General features: G+C 41.3%; 20 protein-coding genes. 16 read left to right on the top strand and 4 right to left on the bottom strand.

Features of this window, described 5'->3' with window-relative positions:
• Positions 1-179 precede the first annotated feature (179 nt).
• The 3 genes from AAEZ22_RS15135 to AAEZ22_RS15125 all read left to right on the top strand — a co-directional run bounded on the left by AAEZ22_RS15135 (position 180) and on the right by AAEZ22_RS15125 (position 3296).
• Positions 180-1256, top strand: coding sequence for a DUF4236 domain-containing protein (locus tag AAEZ22_RS15135; protein WP_182194568.1), 1077 nt, complete (start codon positions 180-182; stop codon positions 1254-1256).
• Positions 1257-1346: 90 nt separating this feature from the next.
• Positions 1347-1721, top strand: a complete 375-nt coding sequence (locus AAEZ22_RS15130) for a hypothetical protein (RefSeq protein ID WP_182194570.1) — start codon at positions 1347-1349, stop codon at positions 1719-1721.
• Positions 1722-2078: 357 nt separating this feature from the next.
• Positions 2079-3296: an SEC-C domain-containing protein gene (locus AAEZ22_RS15125; protein ID WP_290190702.1), complete on the top strand. Its 1218-nt coding sequence runs from the start codon at positions 2079-2081 to the stop codon at positions 3294-3296.
• A 404-nt stretch (positions 3297-3700) separates the two neighbouring features.
• On the opposite strand, the gene AAEZ22_RS15120 is transcribed toward AAEZ22_RS15125, so the two are convergent.
• From AAEZ22_RS15120 to AAEZ22_RS15110, 3 genes are all read right to left on the bottom strand, one after another.
• A complete protein-coding gene (locus AAEZ22_RS15120; RefSeq protein ID WP_352297863.1) occupies positions 3701-4888 on the bottom strand; it encodes a vWA domain-containing protein in 1188 nt (395 codons plus the stop codon).
• A 266-nt stretch (positions 4889-5154) separates the two neighbouring features.
• Entirely contained in the window at positions 5155-6000 is an 846-nt protein-coding gene (locus AAEZ22_RS15115; RefSeq protein ID WP_352297860.1) for an AAA family ATPase, read from the bottom strand.
• 59 nt (positions 6001-6059) lie between these two features.
• Positions 6060-6299, bottom strand: a complete 240-nt coding sequence (locus AAEZ22_RS15110) for a DUF1653 domain-containing protein (RefSeq protein ID WP_011327377.1) — start codon at positions 6297-6299, stop codon at positions 6060-6062.
• Between the two features lie 60 nt (positions 6300-6359).
• Here AAEZ22_RS15110 and AAEZ22_RS15105 point away from each other — a divergent pair, with 60 nt between their 5' ends.
• The 11 genes from AAEZ22_RS15105 to rpoS all read left to right on the top strand — a co-directional run bounded on the left by AAEZ22_RS15105 (position 6360) and on the right by rpoS (position 13957).
• On the top strand, positions 6360-6839 hold the full coding sequence (locus tag AAEZ22_RS15105; protein ID WP_352297857.1) for a DUF2947 domain-containing protein: 480 nt from the start codon (positions 6360-6362) through the stop codon (positions 6837-6839).
• 75 nt (positions 6840-6914) lie between these two features.
• Positions 6915-7547 (top strand): hypothetical protein, encoded by a 633-nt coding sequence (locus AAEZ22_RS15100; RefSeq protein ID WP_352297854.1) that lies wholly within the window; start codon positions 6915-6917, stop codon positions 7545-7547.
• Positions 7548-7595: 48 nt separating this feature from the next.
• A complete protein-coding gene (ftsB, locus tag AAEZ22_RS15095) occupies positions 7596-7874 on the top strand; it encodes a cell division protein FtsB (protein WP_011327380.1) in 279 nt (92 codons plus the stop codon).
• A gap of 1 nt (position 7875) precedes the next feature.
• Entirely contained in the window at positions 7876-8577 is a 702-nt protein-coding gene (ispD, locus tag AAEZ22_RS15090; RefSeq protein ID WP_041454350.1) for a 2-C-methyl-D-erythritol 4-phosphate cytidylyltransferase, read from the top strand.
• Positions 8574-9071: a 2-C-methyl-D-erythritol 2,4-cyclodiphosphate synthase gene (gene ispF / locus AAEZ22_RS15085; RefSeq protein WP_011327382.1), complete on the top strand. Its 498-nt coding sequence runs from the start codon at positions 8574-8576 to the stop codon at positions 9069-9071. Before ispD ends, ispF begins: the two co-directional genes overlap by 4 nt.
• On the top strand, positions 9068-10117 hold the full coding sequence (gene truD, locus AAEZ22_RS15080) for a tRNA pseudouridine(13) synthase TruD (protein WP_011327383.1): 1050 nt from the start codon (positions 9068-9070) through the stop codon (positions 10115-10117). The genes ispF and truD overlap by 4 nt, the downstream gene beginning before the upstream one ends.
• Positions 10098-10862 carry a 5'/3'-nucleotidase SurE gene (gene surE, locus AAEZ22_RS15075; RefSeq protein WP_011327384.1) on the top strand — a complete coding sequence of 255 codons (765 nt, stop codon included), beginning with the start codon at positions 10098-10100 and terminating at the stop codon, positions 10860-10862. Before truD ends, surE begins: the two co-directional genes overlap by 20 nt.
• Entirely contained in the window at positions 10852-11490 is a 639-nt protein-coding gene (locus AAEZ22_RS15070; RefSeq protein WP_011327385.1) for a protein-L-isoaspartate(D-aspartate) O-methyltransferase, read from the top strand. Before surE ends, AAEZ22_RS15070 begins: the two co-directional genes overlap by 11 nt.
• Before the next feature lie 9 nt (positions 11491-11499).
• Positions 11500-12078, top strand: a complete 579-nt coding sequence (locus AAEZ22_RS15065; protein WP_041454351.1) for a YqaA family protein — start codon at positions 11500-11502, stop codon at positions 12076-12078.
• Between the two features lie 41 nt (positions 12079-12119).
• Positions 12120-12944: a peptidoglycan DD-metalloendopeptidase family protein gene (locus tag AAEZ22_RS15060; RefSeq protein WP_352297851.1), complete on the top strand. Its 825-nt coding sequence runs from the start codon at positions 12120-12122 to the stop codon at positions 12942-12944.
• Between the two features lie 38 nt (positions 12945-12982).
• On the top strand, positions 12983-13957 hold the full coding sequence (gene rpoS, locus AAEZ22_RS15055) for an RNA polymerase sigma factor RpoS (protein WP_011327388.1): 975 nt from the start codon (positions 12983-12985) through the stop codon (positions 13955-13957).
• A gap of 72 nt (positions 13958-14029) precedes the next feature.
• Here rpoS and mutS read toward each other — a convergent pair whose 3' ends face one another.
• Positions 14030-16615 (bottom strand): DNA mismatch repair protein MutS, encoded by a 2586-nt coding sequence (gene mutS / locus AAEZ22_RS15050; RefSeq protein ID WP_352297848.1) that lies wholly within the window; start codon positions 16613-16615, stop codon positions 14030-14032.
• 21 nt (positions 16616-16636) lie between these two features.
• On the opposite strand from mutS, the gene AAEZ22_RS15045 reads away from it, so the two are divergent.
• Positions 16637-17125, top strand: coding sequence for a CinA family protein (locus tag AAEZ22_RS15045; RefSeq protein WP_041454352.1), 489 nt, complete (start codon positions 16637-16639; stop codon positions 17123-17125).
• Positions 17126-17192: 67 nt separating this feature from the next.
• Positions 17193-18236: a recombinase RecA gene (gene recA, locus AAEZ22_RS15040; protein ID WP_011327391.1), complete on the top strand. Its 1044-nt coding sequence runs from the start codon at positions 17193-17195 to the stop codon at positions 18234-18236.
• The last annotated feature ends 82 nt before the right edge of the window (positions 18237-18318 follow it).

Here is an 18318-nt window from a genome sequence, read left to right as displayed (position 1 = left end):
TTAAACGGTGATCTTCCTACAGAGGACTTTCACCTCATAAGTCAATGCCCATGTCGGGCGTACACAAGTTGCTTAAAAGGACAAAAAACAGTTGGTTTTTGCTCCTGCGTCGCTTATTTTAACCAACTATTTTTTGCCTCTTAGCAAGGCGTTAGATGCAAAAAAATGGAGTTCCATAGATGGGCTTTTACATTCGAAAAGCTATTAGCGTTGGACCTTTCAGGTTCAATTTGTCCAAATCCGGTGTAGGTGTATCAGCAGGTGTCAAAGGGCTTCGTTTTGGAACGGGGCCGCGAGGCAACTACGTACACATGGGAAGAGGCGGTTTGTATTACAGAAAAACACTACCCTCCTGTTCCAGCGAAAGAAGTCAGCCATCACATAGCCCTGAATTACAACAAAATCACACCGAAATTGATCATGAGCCATTAAAAGAAATAGAAAGCGCTCATATCACGCAAATGGTTGATTCATCATCGGCTGACCTTGTCACGGAAATGAATGAAAAAAGAAAAAAGGTCAGAATATGGCCGTTTATAGCCGTGATTGGTGCAATTTTAACGTTCGTCGCCTTTAAGAGTTCCGATACACCAACTCTTGCAGTTGTTATAGCAGTAGCTACTGTTGCCCTCACTATTTTTGCATCCGTCAAAGATAGCTTAAGAAAAACAACGGTTTTATTTTTCGAGCTTGAACCTGAAATTGAAGCTCTTTACCAGAAACTACATGATTCGTTCGGCCAGCTTTCAGCATCATCAAGCAAATGGCATGTTGAGGCAGAGGGTGCAGTCAAAGACAGAAAACGTAATGCTGGCGCTACGAGTGTTATCAAAAGAACATCAATATCGCTGGGCATAGGAAATCCACCGTATGTGAAAACCAATGTTTCGGTTCCATCCATTCCAGTTGGAAAGCAAACCCTATATTTTTTTCCTGATAAGGTTCTAATATTTGAACCAAATGGTGTTGGTGCGGTGAGCTATACGAATCTTAGAGTGTCAGTCGAAAGTACAAGGTTCATCGAAGATGGAAGCGTCCCAAGAGATGCAAAGGTGGTTGATAGAACCTGGAAGTATGTCAATAAGCGTGGCGGCCCCGATAAACGTTTCAAAGATAATCGTGAATTACCAATAGCCTTATACGAAGATATAAACTTCACAAGCGATACAGGACTAAATGAACGAATTGAAATATCAAGGGTTGGCTTTGGAGATGGTTTCTTAAGCTCTATTGGCCTGTTGGCAAAAAGCATCTAACAATGGCGTAAACGCGGACCCCAAAAAGCGTCGCTCCTTCGTCACTCTGCTTTTTGGGTCCGGTTACGCCAAGCGTTATGCACAAAAATTATGAATAAACTTTACGATCATCCTGACGCTTTTGAAGCGGAAATTACCATTTTTACCGAACAAGAAGGTGGACGAAAAACTCCACCAAAAAATGGTATAAGATGGGATTTAACTTATGCAGAGAATAACCCCGAAGGCCGAATGTTTATGATTTGGCCAGAGTTCATTGACGAAAACGGTGATTCTATTGATACCGGTGTTCCGTTAACCGGTAAACTGAAAGCTAGAATGCATATCGTGGCCAAGGAAATGATGGAGTTTCATTCTGTTCGAATTTCAGTGGGGACTAAATTTTTCAGCATGGAAGGGCCGAAAAAAGTTGCAAAAGGTGTGGTCACAAAAGTTACGGGGCTTAGCAAAATCAATGAAGCATAACCAGCGGCTCAAACGGACAAATATTCGCTGTAACCTTTTATGCAAAGAAACGCATAAAAGCCGGCATCAAACATTTGCGCGGTTAGCCGGGCGTTAGCACTGTCCACTTATGGCACTTTTGCGAAGTTCGGCTGTGAGCGATAACCGCATAGTTAAAATTTAAATGTCTGAAGTCAAGATTTGACCCGTTTGGCTTCAAGGGATTTTTGTATTACGTTGATCGCACCTTAACTAAGCAATCAATATGCAGTGGTGTTTCTATTACGATTCTGAAGGTAATTTTGTATAGATAGTATTCTCATATATATTTTTTATAGTGAGCAAACATTTAGATGTCAGTTATGAAGAGGGATAAATTTGTCAAATGTATTAATTAATTCATTTCCGAAAGCTTTAGGTAGTTTTTCAATATACAGTAACGATAAACAAAGTTTCGAAGAGATACCCAAAGGATTTTCAGGGTTCGCATTTAGTAAAATGGAATATGATGCTGCCCTTGATAACTCTCTTAAGCAATTATTTCTTGGTTTGCTAATGCATGATAAGGTGATTTTGAGGTACGATGATTTTGTTAGGTGTATTGAGCTGTTAGGCTCTCGAAATATTATGACTTTGATGAAAGAAGACGCTTTAACAGTCTTATATGATCTGCGTGACTTTGCATTTTTAGAGAAAGATGGTGGTTTAAAGTTAAGTGTATTAGGGAAGTTAAAGCCAATTAGAGATATTTTTGATGGATATACCAATATAAAATGCCAAAGCAGTAAAGAACAGTCAAAGCTAAGGCAATTAGTTGACTCAAAAAAGATTCTGATAGATCAAGATGCGGAATATTCTGATGAAGAAAAAATAATTAGTGAAATTACAAGAGATTTCAATTCTAAGGAATTGCGAACTGCTCTGGGGGTTGTAGACAATACTCCTAACTTAGTTGAAAAATCAATTAAACTTAGGGTTTGTGAGGTAGCTCAAGGTTTTGTTTTACAAAGTAAGTGCAATGCTGAATCAATAATACAAGATTCTATTTCAGAATCTTATCTGAGACAAAAAATTATTTTAAATTCAAACTCAGTAACAAAAACTGAGGGGTTTGAATATTTATTACAAAAAAAAGGGATTCCAGATCTTTTTTATTTGTTTAAAAGAAATATTTTAAGCGTTGATGATGTGATAAAGATCAGAGATTCAGGCCAAGCGAGTATCTTCAGAAAGTGGTTAAAATCAAATGACTTTGATAAAGAAAAGTTGGTTTCCGCTGTATTGAAAAAGAAGACTAAATCTATAAAAGCAAGTGCTGTAAGGTTTTTATACCCTACAATTATTGGCTTATTTAACGCTCCATTGGGTATAACAGCTTCTGCTATTGATTCCTTTTTTATTCCTAAGCTTCTAGATAACTGGAGTCCTGAAGTATATCTAGACGAAAAAATTGCATCGTTTATTGAAAAAAAACAAAAGAAACATATTGAATTACGCCAATTAGAGCTTTTTAAAAAACATGGATTAAAAGAACCTTTTGATGATTGCTATTGCGGTAGTGGAAGATCTTTTTCTAAATGTCATGGTGAGATTTAATAAAAAGGTGAATATTTGCTATTAATACTTATGAACTTTCCAAAAGTAATAACAGACCGTTGATCATTAGTGTATAGGAGTATGCTCAAAGACTGGGGAGCAATATCGACTTGAGACTTACTGACAGTCCGCTCATGGCACTCTCCAGCCACTCGACAACATAAATTATTGATAATAATTGGCAAGGTATTTTACTGTGTCGGATGGCGCTTCGCTTATCCGACCTACACTTGGCACTTTTTAGCCAATCGATAATGCAAAACGCCTATGATAATTGACGTTGCCTTTTTTCGTTGGGTTTCGCTTCGCTCAAACCAACCTACCTCAACCAAGGTAAAAACTAACCACTAAGCTTGCGTGTCACATTTGCTTATCAGAGCATTGAGCTGACATTAATAGCAATATTAACTCAGCTCTTTTATCGCTTTACTTATTCCATCTAAACTCAGCGCATACATTCGGTTGTTCATCAGCTCTTTAATAAAACCTATTGATTGATAGTACGGCCAGTGTTCAACGGGTTGTGGGTTGAGCCAAGCCACTTTATCAAAGTGATTTGTGACACGTTGTAACCATGCACTGCCGGGCTCTTCATTGTAGTGTTCTACCGAGCCGCCGGGGTAGGCTATTTCGTATGGGCCCATAGTGGCATCGCCTACAAATATTACTTTGTAGTCGCTGGTAAACTTATTAATTAGCGTCATGGTGTCTATTACGTTTGAGTGACGGCGTTCGTTGTCTTGCCAAACATTTTCGTATAGGCAGTTATGAAAGTAGTAAAACTCTAAGTGTTTAAATTCGCCATGGGCGGCGCTAAATAATTCTTCGCAGGTATGAATGTAGTCATCCATTGAGCCGCCAATATCAAACAGCATGAGTACTTTTACTGCATTGTGGCGCTCTGGTGCCATTTTTACGTCAAGCATGCCGCCTTGTTTTGCGGTAGCGCGAATGGTCTCGTTTAAATCTAGCGTGTCGCTGGCGCCAGTGCGGGCAAATTTACGCAGTTTTTTAAGGGCAAGTTTAATAGTACGCGAGCCAATTTCACGGTCGGAGTCTAAATTGCGATATTCGCGTTTATCCCACACTTTTACTGCTTGGCGGTTACGGTTGCCGTCTTGGCCTATGCGCACACCTTCGGGGTTATAGCCATAAGCACCAAAAGGTGAGGTGCCGCCGGTGCCAACCCATTTATTACCGCCTGCGTGGCGTTTTTGTTGCTCTTCTAAACGCTCTTTTAGGGTTTTCATTAGCTCGTCGAGGCCGCCCATGGCTTTAAGTTGGGCTTTTTCTTCATCGCTAAGGTTTTTTTCAAACTCTTTACGCAGCCAATCTTCTGGTAAGTTGTGCTGTTGCTTTAAGCTCTCGAGCAAATCAAGGTCGGCAATACCACTAAAGTAGTCGCTAAAGGCTTTGTCGAATCGGTCAAAGTGGGTTTCGTCTTTTACCATTATAGTGCGTGCTAAATGGTAAAAAGCGTCTACGTCGGCAAATATAACACCCTTTTTTAAGGCGTTAATTAAATCAAGCAACTCGCGCAGGCTTACCGGTAAACGGTATTTACGCAGCGTGAAAAAAAACTGTATTAACATGTTAGGGCCTGTTTATCTTTCGAGGTTAAATTTGCAGCAGTGTGTTTGGTATTTAGGCAAGGCAGAGCCTATGTAGTGTGGTTATTCCCCAAAAATAGGCGATAACGCAGCATAAATACCAAACACGCGCTGCCTGAAGGTTCGTCCTAGGGACGATTAACTCTTTGTTGCTCGGCTTTTACTTAGCCCACTAGGTTACAAACCTCGCGCCACGATTAAATCGTCCTTAGTTAGAACAAATTTTAATCCTGAAAGGTCAACAGGCCCTAGCGGCTCATAAACGCGAGTTTTTCGATTAGGCTTATGTCTTGCTCATTTTTAAGTAATGCGCCAAACATTGGCATTAAACCGCCTTTTTTAGCTTTGTCGTGGAGTGTTTTTGCGTCTATATCTTCTGCCATAAGTAGCTTTAACCAGTCGAGTAATTCGCTGGTAGATGGCTTCTTTTTAAGGCCGTTTGCTTCGCGCAGGTTAAAAAACACTTCGAGTGCTTGGCGTACTAAATCTTGCTTAATGTTAGGGTAGTGCACGTCAATAATTTGCTGCATTTCATCGGCAGATGGAAAATCAATGTAATGAAAAAAGCAGCGGCGTAAAAATGCGTCGGGTAGCTCTTTTTCGTTATTAGAGGTGATGATCACAATAGGGCGCTCTTTTGCTACTACTCGCTCGCTGGTTTCGTAAACATGAAATTCCATTTTATCGAGCTCTAACAGTAGATCGTTTGGAAACTCAATATCGGCTTTGTCTATTTCATCTATTAATAATACAGGGCGTTTACCGTGTTGGTCGGCGTAAGTAAATGCTTGCCACAGTTTGCCTTTAACTATGTAGTTACTAATATTGTGTACGCGCTCGTCGCCCAGCTGGCTGTCGCGCAGGCGCGAAACCGCATCGTATTCATACAAACCTTGCTGCGCTTTGGTGGTCGATTTAATGTGCCACTGAATAAGTTCGGTATCTAAACTTTTTGCCAGCTCTTCAGCTAGCATGGTTTTACCTGTACCCGGCTCACCTTTAATTAAAAGTGGCTTTTCGAGCATAATAGCCGCGTTTACAGCTTGCTTAAGCGCAGAGCTGGCGATGTAATTATCGGTTGAATTAAATTGCACTTTATTACCTTCTTTTCGTCACAGGTCAGATGAGTTTTTATAATCCTATCATGCCATAGTTAACCGGCTTCACCAAGGTAGCTAAACCGAGGAATAGTTTTGCCGTCTTTTTCAACTGTTTCGCTAAACATTTCTAAAGGGCGTGCCCATATACCAAACTCACCGTATAGCGCTTGGTAAATTACCAGTTGCTCACTGGTTTCGCTGTGAGTGGCTACATAAAGCACTTTGTACTGTGCCCCTTTGTAGTGTTGGTATATGCCTGATTTGAGGGAAATTGGTTTTATTGCTGTAGTCATGTTTTGATCTCTTGTATAATTTGTTTCTGCACTTTTAATGCTAACTAATTTGCCAATACTATGAACTATATTACGCTAGATGATTACAAAAAAGCATGGGTTTTTCGCCATAAAGACATGCTTGTTTCAGCCGACGATGCTGCAAACATTAAACCTATGAGCCTTGAGCGCGCAGCTGTACTGTGGACAACTATGGTGAGCCGTGAGTTTGATCACCCTGATTTTTTTGATAAAACAGATTGGTGTGGTCAAGATGAAAGTTATAGCCAAGAAGTAAACTGGGAAAGCGCATGGGAAAACGGCGATGAACAACTTCCCGAAGCTATTTTAGCGCACTTAGATTGGCAAGCTAATACCACTGTTTATTTTTGCATGGCACGCGACAATATTATTGAAACCACCTTTGATGTGTTTAAACGCAACTGGCAAAACTTTATGTTTTTAGCCGACGGCAGTTTACTCATAGGTAAAAAACGCAATACTGTAGTGCAGTTTTTAGAGTCGGGCATGGCTAAATTAGGTGAAAAGCCAAGCGCTTAATTTAGCACTCGGCGCTTAAAAATTATGCAGTACTGTGTTATAAAACATTTACCTAAGTGTTTTTGAGTACGGCAATTGGCAGCAAAAAATGAGCCTGTTGGCGCGCCACAACAAGTTGAAATGTGGCAAGCCGATGCAAAAAAAGTGTTATATGCACAATTGTGTAATGCATTTTATCAACGTGAGGTTCAGCGTTTAGTCGCTGAGCCTAATAGCGATAGGCTGCGTCGCCAATTAAAAAGTCTACCTTATTACATTGAACGTGCTGCCACATTAGTTGCTAATACAAGCTCGCCTTTTAAACTAGATTCGCAAAATGGCTCTTGGCTTGCAAAGCAAAAACCGACCCCACCAGAGATTAACATTCAAGCAAATGAACTTTTTTATCAACATAATGCCAAAGTCGGGTTAATAATCCCTATTTTAGTGAGTAGTGATGAGCAAATTCGCGTTAGAATAGACAGCCTAGACCAAGTAAGCGACAATAAAGTGCATTGTAATGAGCTAGGTTGGTTTGCGTTTTCGGGGCAGGGACTTGAGCTGCCAAACGCGCAATTATTAACGCCGAGTAAAGTGTCATTAACCGCGGCGTGTTGCGGGCACCAATGGCAGTTTTCAAAGCGTTGTTTGCCACGGGTTTTATCGCTGCGCGAAATGCTACTGGCAGGAAGTATAAATTGGCGCAATGTAAAACGATTACAAACGTAACTTGGTTAATTAAATAAGTTTATTTGAATTTAAAATAAGGAGTGTTAAATGCGGTTTTTTCAGGTTGGCTTGTTATGTTTAGCACTGTTTGTGCAGTATAGATTGTGGTTTGGCCATAATGGCGTACAAGACTACACACGTTTAAAAAGTGCGGTTGCATCTCATTTACAAACTAACGAAAAACTAATTAAACGCAATAAAGTATTAACCGCCGATATAGAAGATTTAAAGCTTGGCCATGAAGGCATAGAAGAGCGCGCACGTAACGAATTAGGAATGATTAAAGCGGGCGAAACATTTATACGTGTTTTACCAGCTCAACAATAATATGACAAATAAACCAACTATAGCTGCCATTATACCTGCTGCCGGGGTTGGTAGCAGAATGCAGCATAATGCACCTAAACAGTATATTAAATTAGCAGGTAAAACTATTTTAGAGCATACGCTCACAAAATTATCTGCTTTAGCGCAGCTTAATACAATTGTTGTAGCCCTAAATGAAAACGATCCTTACTTTGAGCAATTGCCAGTGATTGATGCGCGCATTGTGCGTACTTGTGGCGGTAAAGAGCGTGCAGATTCCGTTTTAAATAGTTTGCTTTTTTTAGCCGCCAACCCGCCTGACTGGGTACTTGTGCACGATGCTGCCCGCCCGCTAGTTACTATTGACGACATAAATACACTTATAAATGAGTGTATAAGCGCCGATGAAGGCGGAATTTTAGCCAGTAAAGTAAAAGACACTATAAAACGTGGCCATATTTATGCTGAGCAAACCGTACCCCGAGATGATTTATGGCAAGCCCTTACTCCGCAGTTTTTTAAATACGAAGATCTTAAAAATGCGCTGCAAAATGCACTGGCAAGCGGCGCAGTTATTACCGACGAAGCAAGCGCCATTGAATGGGCTAACAAGCCAGTAAAATTAATACCAGGGCGTAGCGATAATATTAAAATAACCACTCCTGAGGATTTAGACTTGGCTGGTTTTTTACTTCAAAAACAACAAAACGAGAATGCATTATGATACGAATTGGTCATGGTTTTGACGTGCATAAATTTGGCGGTGTTGGCCCATTAACTATCGGCGGCGAAAAGATTGATTATCCGCAAGGTTTTTTAGCGCACTCCGACGGCGATGTTGCTATTCATGCTCTGTGCGATGCTATTTTAGGCGCGCTTGCAATGGGCGACATTGGTAAACACTTTCCAGATACGGCCAGTGAATATGAAAATATCGACAGCCGAATATTACTGCGTCATGTGGTGAGCTTAGCTAAAGAGCAAGGTTATGTATTGGGCAATGGAGATGTAACTATAGTGGCACAAGCGCCAAAAATGTTGCCTCATATTCAAGCTATGCGTAGCAACCTTGCAAGTGATTTAAACTGCGAACTATCGCAAATAAATGTTAAAGCTACAACCACCGAAAAGCTCGGTTTTGAAGGGCGAAAAGAAGGCATTTCGAGCCATGCAGTGGTAATTATGAACAAAGAGTCAATGAGTAAAACAAACGCATGAGCGATTTAAATTATTTATACGGCGCACCGTTATCAAAAGCTGACTTTAAAACCACAGCCGAAGACTTTATGGTAGATGAAGACTTAGGCATTGAGTTTACCGGTAGCGGCGAGCATGTATGTTTGCAAGTAGTAAAAAAAGGCGAAAACACCCAGTACGTAGCAAAGTTAATTGCGCAGCGAGCTGGGGTATCACCACGCGATGTAAGTTATGCTGGGATGAAAGATCGCCACGGAGTGTGTTCGCAGTGGTTTAGTGTAAAAGTACCCATTAAAAAGCCAATTGATTTTAGTGATTTAAACAGCGAAAGCGTGTTTGTTGTATCGCAGCAACGCCACGAACGTAAGCTGAGAACGGGCTGTCATAAAGGTAATAAATTTACTATTACGCTGCGCAATGTTACCGATCCTCTGGATATTTTGTGCCGTATTAATGCGGTACGCAGTGGCGTGCCTAACTATTTTGGCGAGCAACGCTTTGGCCGTGATGGTCATAACCTGGTAATGGCTGAAAAAATGTTTGCAGGTGAGCGTATTCGCGATAAAAAATTACGCGGTATTATTATTTCTGCAGCGCGCTCGCATGTATTTAATCAACTCGTAAGTTTACGAGTAAAGGAGCATGGTTTAGCTAAAACCATGCACCGTGAAGTGTTTATGCTTAGCGGCAGTAACGCCTTTTTTGAAGACGCTATTAGCGATGAGAATATAGCCCGCCTAGCCTCTGGCGATATTATGATGTCGGCACCTATGGTAGGTAAAAGCGAAAAAGGGCTTACCGAACAAGAAAAAGTATGGCTTGGGCCTTATCAGTCTTGGTGTGATGGTTTAGGCGAGTTAGGGCTAAAAAATGAGCGCCGAATGCTGCGTTTAATCCCGCAAGATTTTAGCGTAGAAACTATAGATGAAAGCACTTTAAAGCTAAGTTTTGGTTTACCAAAAGGCTGTTTTGCTACGGCATTATTACGTGAGCTGGTGGATTACACTGACGCAAGCCCACGCGAGCGAAAAGAAAAGGACAGCAAAGATGAAGATCCTATTAAGTAACGACGATGGTGTAGGCGCTAAAGGTATTGCGGTGTTATATCAAGCATTAATGCAAATTGCCGAGGTCACTTTAGTTGCCCCCGACCGAAACTGCAGTGGTGCAAGTAACTCGTTAACTTTGCTTAACCCACTGCGTGCTACAAAGCTTGAAAATGGCTTTATATCGGTTAATGGTACACCTACTGACTGTGTGCATTTAGGCGTTAACCAGCTTGTTGATGAAATGCCCGATTTAGTGGTCGCAGGTATAAACCACGGCGCTAATTTAGGTGACGACACTTTGTACTCAGGCACGGTAGCTGCAGCAACCGAAGGACGCCATTTAGGTTTGCCTGCTATTGCGGTGTCTTTGTGTTCGCACCACGGCGAGCATTTTGAAACGGCGGCAGCGGTAACTATAAGTATTATTAAAGGTTTAGCTTCGCATCCGCTACCAAAAGATCAAATTATAAATATTAATGTACCCGACATTCCTTTAAGCGAATTAAAAGGCGTGCAGGTAACGCGTTTGGGTGCGCGCCATAAAGCCGAAACCATGACCAAGCAAACCGATCCTTGGGGTCGAGATATTTACTGGTACGGATCTTTAGGGACAGAAAGTGATGCTGGAGAAGGTACCGATTTTCATGCAATTAATAATGGCTATGCCTCGGTTACCCCACTGAGTGTTGATATGACCGCTAACGAGAGCATTAAAGCGGTAGGGGAGTGGTTAGCTGATTTGGAGATAAACCGTGCTGGCTAATTATACCCGCAGCGCCAAGGCGCTATCAGCGCTATTACAGCGTGAAGGTGTTGAGGATACGCAAGTACTAGATGCGATTGCACAAATACCACGACATATATTTGTGGGTGACGTGCTGCAACATAAAGCGTATCAAAATACTGCGTTACCAATAGGCCAAGGGCAAACTATTTCGCAGCCTTATATTGTGGCGCGTATGACCGAACTGCTGCAATTAGCTGGTGTGCGCGACAAGGTGCTAGAAATAGGCACGGGATCGGGCTATCAAACGGCAATACTGGCTAAAATATTTACCAAGGTTTACTCAGTAGAGCGTATTAAAGCATTACAATGGCAAGCTAAGCGCCGTTTACATCAGCTCGATTTATATAATGTGGCAATGAAACATGGCGATGGCTGGCAAGGTTGGGAGTCGCAAGCGCCGTTTAACGGCATTATAGTCACCGCAGCCGCGGCTAAAATCCCGCAAGATCTATTAGCTCAATTAGCAGATGGTGGTGTGTTACTTGCCCCAATAGGCGAGCAAGAGCAAAAATTAACTATGGTTATTCGCAATGGCAATAACTACACAGAACACGTAATTGCGCCGGTTAGATTTGTACCGCTAGTCGCTGGTGATATTGAATAGGAATTCATTTTGAAGTTGTTTACTAAGTTATACGATATGGCTCTAGTGTGGGCTAAGCACCGTCATGCTGAGCGTTATTTAGCTGCAATGAGCTTTGCAGAGTCTGTGTTTTTTCCTGTCCCTCCTGATGTAATGCTGGCACCAATGTCGCTTGCTCAGCCTAAAAAAGCATGGCGGTTTGCAAGTTTTGCCACTATAGCGTCTGTTGTTGGTGGCATAGTAGGTTATTTACTTGGCTTTTGGTTATTTGAACCGGTTGTTGAGCCACTTATAGTACAAATGCACTGGCAAGATAAATTTGATATTGCACTTGATTGGTTTAAAAACTATGGCGTGTGGGTGGTATTTATAGCCGGTTTTTCGCCTATTCCTTATAAAGTATTTACTATAGGCGCAGGGGTATTACAAATGGCATTTTTGCCGTTTTTAATTGCGTCTGCAGTAGGGCGAGGCGCTCGGTTCTTTTTAGTTGCTGCACTGATGAAGTGGGGCGGTGTTAAAATGGAGCAAAAATTACGTCAATACATTGAAGTGCTTGGATGGGCAGTTGTGCTTTTAATTGCAGTTGCATACATTTTATTACGTTAAGTACTATAAAATAATGTTATTAACATAAGGAGCTAAATACAGTGAATAAACAAATAAAATGTTATGTTGCTTTATTTATTAGTATTTTGCTCTTTGCTTGCTCGTCTAGCCATGTTCCGGCGCCTGTCAGTAGTTTAAATAATGATGTTAATAATTACGGCAGAAAAATTAACATTAATGGCGATAAATATACTGTTCAAAAAGGCGATACACTTTATTCTATAGCATTTAGTGCAGGCCAAGATGTTAGAACCTTAGCTAAAAATAATTCAATACCAGCACCTTACATAATATTCCCCGGGCAGAGTATTTCTTTTTCTGCCATAGCAAAAAAATACAAAAAGACAAAAAAATATACTCCTCCTATTAAAAAAGTCGCAAAAACTTCACAAAACAATAACAATAAATCAAAGAAAGAGCTTGATAAGCCTAAACAACGAGGGTATGTTCAGAAACAAGCCAATAAAAAAATTAGTAACTCTAAGCATTTGTCGAGTAGTAAAGTGCAGTGGTTTTGGCCAGCAAAAGGCAAAATAACACAACGCTTTTCGAACAAGGAAAATGGCTACAAAGGCTTACAGATTGCTAATAAAAAAGGGGCTGCCGTTTTAGCCGCCGCACAAGGAACAGTGGTTTATGCGGGTAATGCGCTTCGAGGTTATGGTAGTTTAATTATTTTAAAACATAATGACGACTACTTGAGTGCTTATGCACACAACTCGAAACTACTTGTTAAAGAAAAACAGGAAGTTAAGGCTGGACAGAAAATAGCAGAGATAGGAAATACAGAATCTGCGGTAACGGCACTTCGTTTTGAAATTCGCTACCGAGGGCAAGCTGTAAATCCTGCTAAGTACCTTCCCTAATTTTTAAAGATATTGATAACTTGCTCAGGAGAAGTCTTATGGCTGATGCAGCAAAAGTTGATAAAAACACCCTCGTAGATAATAAATTAGATGAAACTGCTGTTGATGATGATTCAACACCGCTGCTTGAAGCTGTGGATGATGACGTTTTTGTCAAAGAAGAAGTCACTAAAAATTTAGATGCTACTCAGCTTTATTTAGGTGAAATTGGTTTTTCTCCGTTGTTAAGCGCTGAGGAAGAGGTGTTTTTTTCTCGTAAATCTTTAAAAGGGTGCGAAGCGTCTCGCAAGCGCATGATTGAAAGTAACTTGCGCCTTGTAGTAAAAATTGCTCGTCGTTATAACAACCGAGGTTTAGCGTTACTTGATTTAATTGAAGAGGGTAACTTAGGCTTAATTCGCGCCGTAGAGAAGTTTGATCCTGAGCGTGGCTTTCGATTTTCTACTTATGCAACATGGTGGATACGCCAAACTATAGAACGCGCCATTATGAATCAAACGCGCACTATTCGCTTGCCAATACATGTAGTAAAAGAACTTAACGTATATTTACGTACCGCGCGCGAGCTAACTCAAAAATTAGATCATGAACCAACCGCCGAAGAAATAGCAGCTTGTTTAGATAAGCCGGTTGAAGATGTCACCAAAATGCTGCGCTTGAATGAAAAAATAGCCTCGGTTGATATGCCGATCGGCGGCGAAAACGATACCGCTTTGCTCGATATTATTGCCGATGACAACAATGTTGGTCCTGAGGGCGAAGTACAAAATAACGATATGAATAAACACATTGTTGACTGGTTAGGAGAGCTAAACCCAAAGCAGCGTGAGGTGTTAGCCCGTCGCTTTGGTTTATTAGGCTATGAGCCATCAACGCTTGAAGATGTTGGCCGTGAAATAGGATTAACCCGTGAACGCGTTAGACAAATTCAGGTAGAAGCATTACGTCGTTTAAAAGATATTTTGCAACAAGAAGGCTTAAGCACAGAGAGTTTATTTGAGCACTTTGCGTAAGTTTTAATAAAGTACCATGTTATGTGTAAAAAAGCTGAAGGTTTTATTCTTCAGCTTTTTTTTGTTTGTAAATTAAAGAAGTGCTTTTAATTTATAGAGTAAATCGTGAGCTTGTCGCGGTGATAGATTATCAGGATCGATAGCCGTTAACTGCAATTCTACTTCAGAAGGGCTAATTTGTTGGGCTTGATTATTAAAGGTAAATGCTTGCTGCTCAATATTAGGCGCGGTGACACTTTGGTGATTTTCGAGTAGTTTAAGCTTTTGTTTTGCCTGATTTATTACAGACTTGGGTACGCCAGCAAGTGCAGCAACTTGTAAGCCAAAGCTTTTACTTGCTGCGCCATCAAGTACCGTGTGCATAAAGGCAATAGTGTCGTTATGCTCTATGGCATCAAGGTGCACATTTACCAGCCCAGGCGTTTGCTCTGCAAGCTCGGTTAACTCAAAGTAGTGGGTGGCAAACAAGGTTTTTGCTGATATTTTTGACGCTAAATGATCGGCAGTAGCATACGCAAGCGAAAGCCCATCGTAAGTGCTTGTTCCGCGGCCAATTTCATCCATTAATACCAAAGATTGCGCTGTGGCATTATTTAAAATCGTGGCGGTTTCGGTCATTTCTACCATAAAGGTAGAGCGCCCTGATGCGAGATCGTCACTTGCGCCAATACGAGTAAATATACGGTCAATATTGCCTATTTTAGCGCTGTCTGCGGGTACGTAACTGCCAATATGAGCCATTAGCACTATAAGTGCAGTTTGGCGCATATAGGTTGATTTACCACCCATGTTTGGACCGGTAATTATTAACATTTTACGTTGTGCATTTAGCTCTACTGGGTTGGCAATAAAGGGTTCTTTCATTACTTGCTCAACCACAGGATGACGACCTTGTTTAATGCTTATGTTGTCGTTATCGCAAAGTATCGGCTTAGCGTAGTTAAGTGTAAGTGCACGCTCTGCTAAGTTATTTAGCACATCTAAGTCGGCAAGGGCGGCTGCCATTATTTGTAATTGCTCAATATGCGGCGCAATAAATCTAAATAGCTCTTCGTAAAGCTGTTTTTCGAGCGCTAATGCTTTTGACTGGCTGCCAAGTACTTTGTCTTCGTGCTCTTTTAGCTCAGGAATAATATAGCGTTCATTATTTTTAAGTGTTTGGCGGCGAATATAATCGGCAGGCACTAAATGCGCATTGGCGCGACTAACTTCAATAAAAAAGCCGTGTACTCGGTTATAACCAATTTTAAGGGTACTGATCCCTGTACGTGCACGCTCTCGTAACTCTAACTGATCAAGCACATCGGTTGCGCCTTTGCTTAAGTTACGCCATTCATCAAGCTCGCTGTTATAACCAGGGGCAATTACACCACCGTCGCGAATAAGTACCGGCGGGTTTTCGATTACTGCACGCTCTAATAGCGCTTGTAAATCAGGTAGCTCAGGCGATTGCTTAATAATGCTGGCAATGCGCGGATCGCTGGCATCGTTTAATAAAGTATGCAGCGGTGCAAGTGCTTGTAAGGCGCTACGCAAACGAGTTAAATCGCGAGGACGAGCAGTGCACAAAGCAAGGCGGGCAATAACACGTTCTACGTCGCCAATTTCTCTTAATGATTCGTGTAGCTCACCACAAAGCTGTACCTCTAAAATTACGCTAATAGCGTTTAACCGCGAGTTTAGCTCGTCTTTATTACGCACTGGGGTATGAATACGGCGCTTAAGTAAACGAGATCCCATAGGGGTTGCTGTTTTATCAAGTACTTGCGCTAGCGTGTTTTCAAATCCACCCGATAAATTAACGGTCAGCTCTAAATTTTTACGAGTAGCAGCATCTAAAATAACGGCATGCTCGTTGTGTTCAAGAGTAATGGCACGAATATGGGGTAATGCAATACGTTGAGTGTCTTTAACGTATTGCATTAAACAACCCGCGGCAACTAAGGCGCAGTGGGCTTTATCAACGCCAAAACCGACTAAATCTTTTGTACCAAATTGCTCACACAATAAATGCTGGGCGGTGTCTAAATCAAACTCCCACTCAGGGCGGCGACGCGCGCCTTTAATGTGCTCAATTAAATGAACATTTTCGAAGCTTTCGCTATACAGTAATTCTGCAGGGGCGAGGCGTTGTATAGTTGAAGTGAATGCCTCGTCGGTATTTACTTCTACAACGTTAAAACGACCCGAGTTAATATCAAGATAAGCAATGCCATAAGTACCATTTTTACTCTGCCATACGCTGGTAAGTAAGTTGTCTTGGCGCTCTTGCAGTAGGGCTTCATCAGAAATAGTACCTGGGGTGACAATACGCACCACTTTGCGATCAACAGGCCCTTTACTGGTAGCCGGATCGCCTACTTGTTCGCAAATAGCAACAGATTCGCCCATTTGCACTAAACGGGCTAAATAGTTTTCTACGGCATGATAAGGTACACCGGCCATAGGAATAGGATCGCCACCGGCTTTACCGCGCTGAGTTTGCGAAATATCGAGTAATTGAGCGGCGCGTTTTGCGTCATCAAAAAAGAGTTCATAAAAATCCCCCATCCGATAAAACAATAAAATATCGCGATGCTCTGATTTTATTTTTAGATACTGCTGCATCATAGGGGTTTGTTGTTTTATAGTGTGTGGAGCATAAAGATCAAACGACATGTATTTACCCAAAGGCTGAATATGGAATTACATCAAGAGATTAAAACACTTGCTGCGCAATTAGGCGCTATTTTAACGGATAAATGCTTATGGATCACTACTGCTGAGTCATGTACTGGTGGCGGGGTAAGTTATGCACTTACCGACACTCCTGGAAGCTCTGCCTATATTGACCGTGCATTTGTAACTTACAGTAACCAAGCAAAGCAAGATTTACTAAATGTAAGTGCCGCCACATTAACGCAATATGGGGCGGTAAGCGAGCAAACGGTGCGTGAGATGGCTTTAGGCGCAATTGCAGCAACTAATGCCGATATTGCGATTACTGTATCGGGTATTGCAGGCCCAGGAGGAGCAACCCCAGATAAGCCGGTAGGCTTAGTATGGTTTGGGCTACACATTAACGACAAACAGCTGGTATTTAAACAAGTATTTACCGGCGATAGAGCACAGGTTAGACTGCAAGCTATTGTATTTTCTTTAAAAACTATAATAGAGCAGATAAAATAATAAAATTAACTTGATACTGTGATTTCATACAGTATACTTGTCGCATTAGCTGGATTTGGAGAGTAAAATGAACGATAACAAACAAAAAGCGTTGGACGCGGCTTTATCACAAATTGAACGTCAATTTGGTAAAGGCTCAATTATGAAATTGGGTGATAACAAAGCGTTAAACATTGAATCTGTATCTACAGGCTCATTAGGTATCGATATTGCCTTAGGCATAGGTGGCTTACCTATGGGGCGTATTGTAGAAGTATATGGTCCTGAGTCGTCTGGTAAAACAACGCTTACTTTGCAAGTTATCGCTGAAGCACAAAAAGAAGGCAAAACATGTGCCTTTATTGATGCTGAGCATGCTCTTGATCCAGTTTATGCACAAAAGCTTGGTGTAAACATAGATGAGCTTTTTGTATCGCAACCAGATACTGGCGAACAAGCACTCGAAATTTGTGACATGCTAGTACGCTCAAGCGCGGTTGACGTAGTTATTATTGACTCGGTTGCAGCACTTACACCAAAAGCTGAAATTGAAGGCGACATGGGCGACTCGCACATGGGCTTACAAGCACGTTTAATGTCGCAAGCATTACGTAAGCTAACAGGTAATATTAAACGCTCGAACACCTTATGTATTTTCATTAACCAAATCCGTATGAAGATTGGTGTAATGTTTGGTAACCCAGAAACAACAACGGGTGGTAACGCACTTAAGTTTTACGCATCGGTACGTATTGATATTCGTCGTATTGGTTCGGTAAAAGAAGGCGATGAGGTTGTTGGTAACGAAACCCGGGTTAAAATTGTTAAAAACAAAGTAGCACCGCCATTTAAGCAAGCCGAATTTATCATTATGTATGGTGAAGGTATTTCTAAACAAGGCGAGCTAATTGACTTAGGTGTGAAGCACAAAATTGTTGAAAAAGCAGGTGCTTGGTACAGTTACTGTGGTAATAAAGTTGGCCAAGGTAAGTCTAATTCAATTAAGTTTTTAAAAGAAAACCCAGAAATCGCAGACGAAATTGAAGGCAAGTTACGCGAAATGCTTTTACTTAAAGCAACTATTGAACCAGACGATGGTGAAGATAAGTTAGGCGATGAAGCTGACCTTTAAGCAGTATTAAATATTTAAGCTTGATTTGACCCGAGCTTTAAAGCAGCGCTAACCAGTGATGGTTAGCGCTTTTTTTGGTTTA

The sequence above is a fragment of the Pseudoalteromonas sp. 20-MNA-CIBAN-0454 genome (assembly GCF_040308685.1).
GTDB classification, from domain to species: Bacteria; Pseudomonadota; Gammaproteobacteria; order Enterobacterales; family Alteromonadaceae; genus Pseudoalteromonas; species Pseudoalteromonas nigrifaciens.
This window is presented reverse-complemented; position numbering and strand designations above follow the sequence as displayed.

What these genes read in the sequence shown, in the direction of transcription:
- AAEZ22_RS15135 (WP_182194568.1), top strand. Translation starts at nt 180, where the DNA reads ATGGGCTTTTACATTCGAAAAGCTATTAGCGTTGGACCTTTCAGGTTC.
- AAEZ22_RS15130 (WP_182194570.1), top strand. Translation starts at nt 1,347, where the DNA reads ATGAATAAACTTTACGATCATCCTGACGCTTTTGAAGCGGAAATTACC.
- AAEZ22_RS15120 (WP_352297863.1), bottom strand. Translation starts at nt 4,888, where the DNA reads ATGTTAATACAGTTTTTTTTCACGCTGCGTAAATACCGTTTACCGGTA.
- AAEZ22_RS15110 (WP_011327377.1), bottom strand. Translation starts at nt 6,299, where the DNA reads ATGACTACAGCAATAAAACCAATTTCCCTCAAATCAGGCATATACCAA.
- AAEZ22_RS15105 (WP_352297857.1), top strand. Translation starts at nt 6,360, where the DNA reads ATGAACTATATTACGCTAGATGATTACAAAAAAGCATGGGTTTTTCGC.
- ftsB (WP_011327380.1), top strand. Translation starts at nt 7,596, where the DNA reads ATGCGGTTTTTTCAGGTTGGCTTGTTATGTTTAGCACTGTTTGTGCAG.
- ispD (WP_041454350.1), top strand. Translation starts at nt 7,876, where the DNA reads ATGACAAATAAACCAACTATAGCTGCCATTATACCTGCTGCCGGGGTT.
- ispF (WP_011327382.1), top strand. Translation starts at nt 8,574, where the DNA reads ATGATACGAATTGGTCATGGTTTTGACGTGCATAAATTTGGCGGTGTT.
- truD (WP_011327383.1), top strand. Translation starts at nt 9,068, where the DNA reads ATGAGCGATTTAAATTATTTATACGGCGCACCGTTATCAAAAGCTGAC.
- surE (WP_011327384.1), top strand. Translation starts at nt 10,098, where the DNA reads ATGAAGATCCTATTAAGTAACGACGATGGTGTAGGCGCTAAAGGTATT.
- rpoS (WP_011327388.1), top strand. Translation starts at nt 12,983, where the DNA reads ATGGCTGATGCAGCAAAAGTTGATAAAAACACCCTCGTAGATAATAAA.
- mutS (WP_352297848.1), bottom strand. Translation starts at nt 16,615, where the DNA reads ATGTCGTTTGATCTTTATGCTCCACACACTATAAAACAACAAACCCCT.
- AAEZ22_RS15045 (WP_041454352.1), top strand. Translation starts at nt 16,637, where the DNA reads ATGGAATTACATCAAGAGATTAAAACACTTGCTGCGCAATTAGGCGCT.
- recA (WP_011327391.1), top strand. Translation starts at nt 17,193, where the DNA reads ATGAACGATAACAAACAAAAAGCGTTGGACGCGGCTTTATCACAAATT.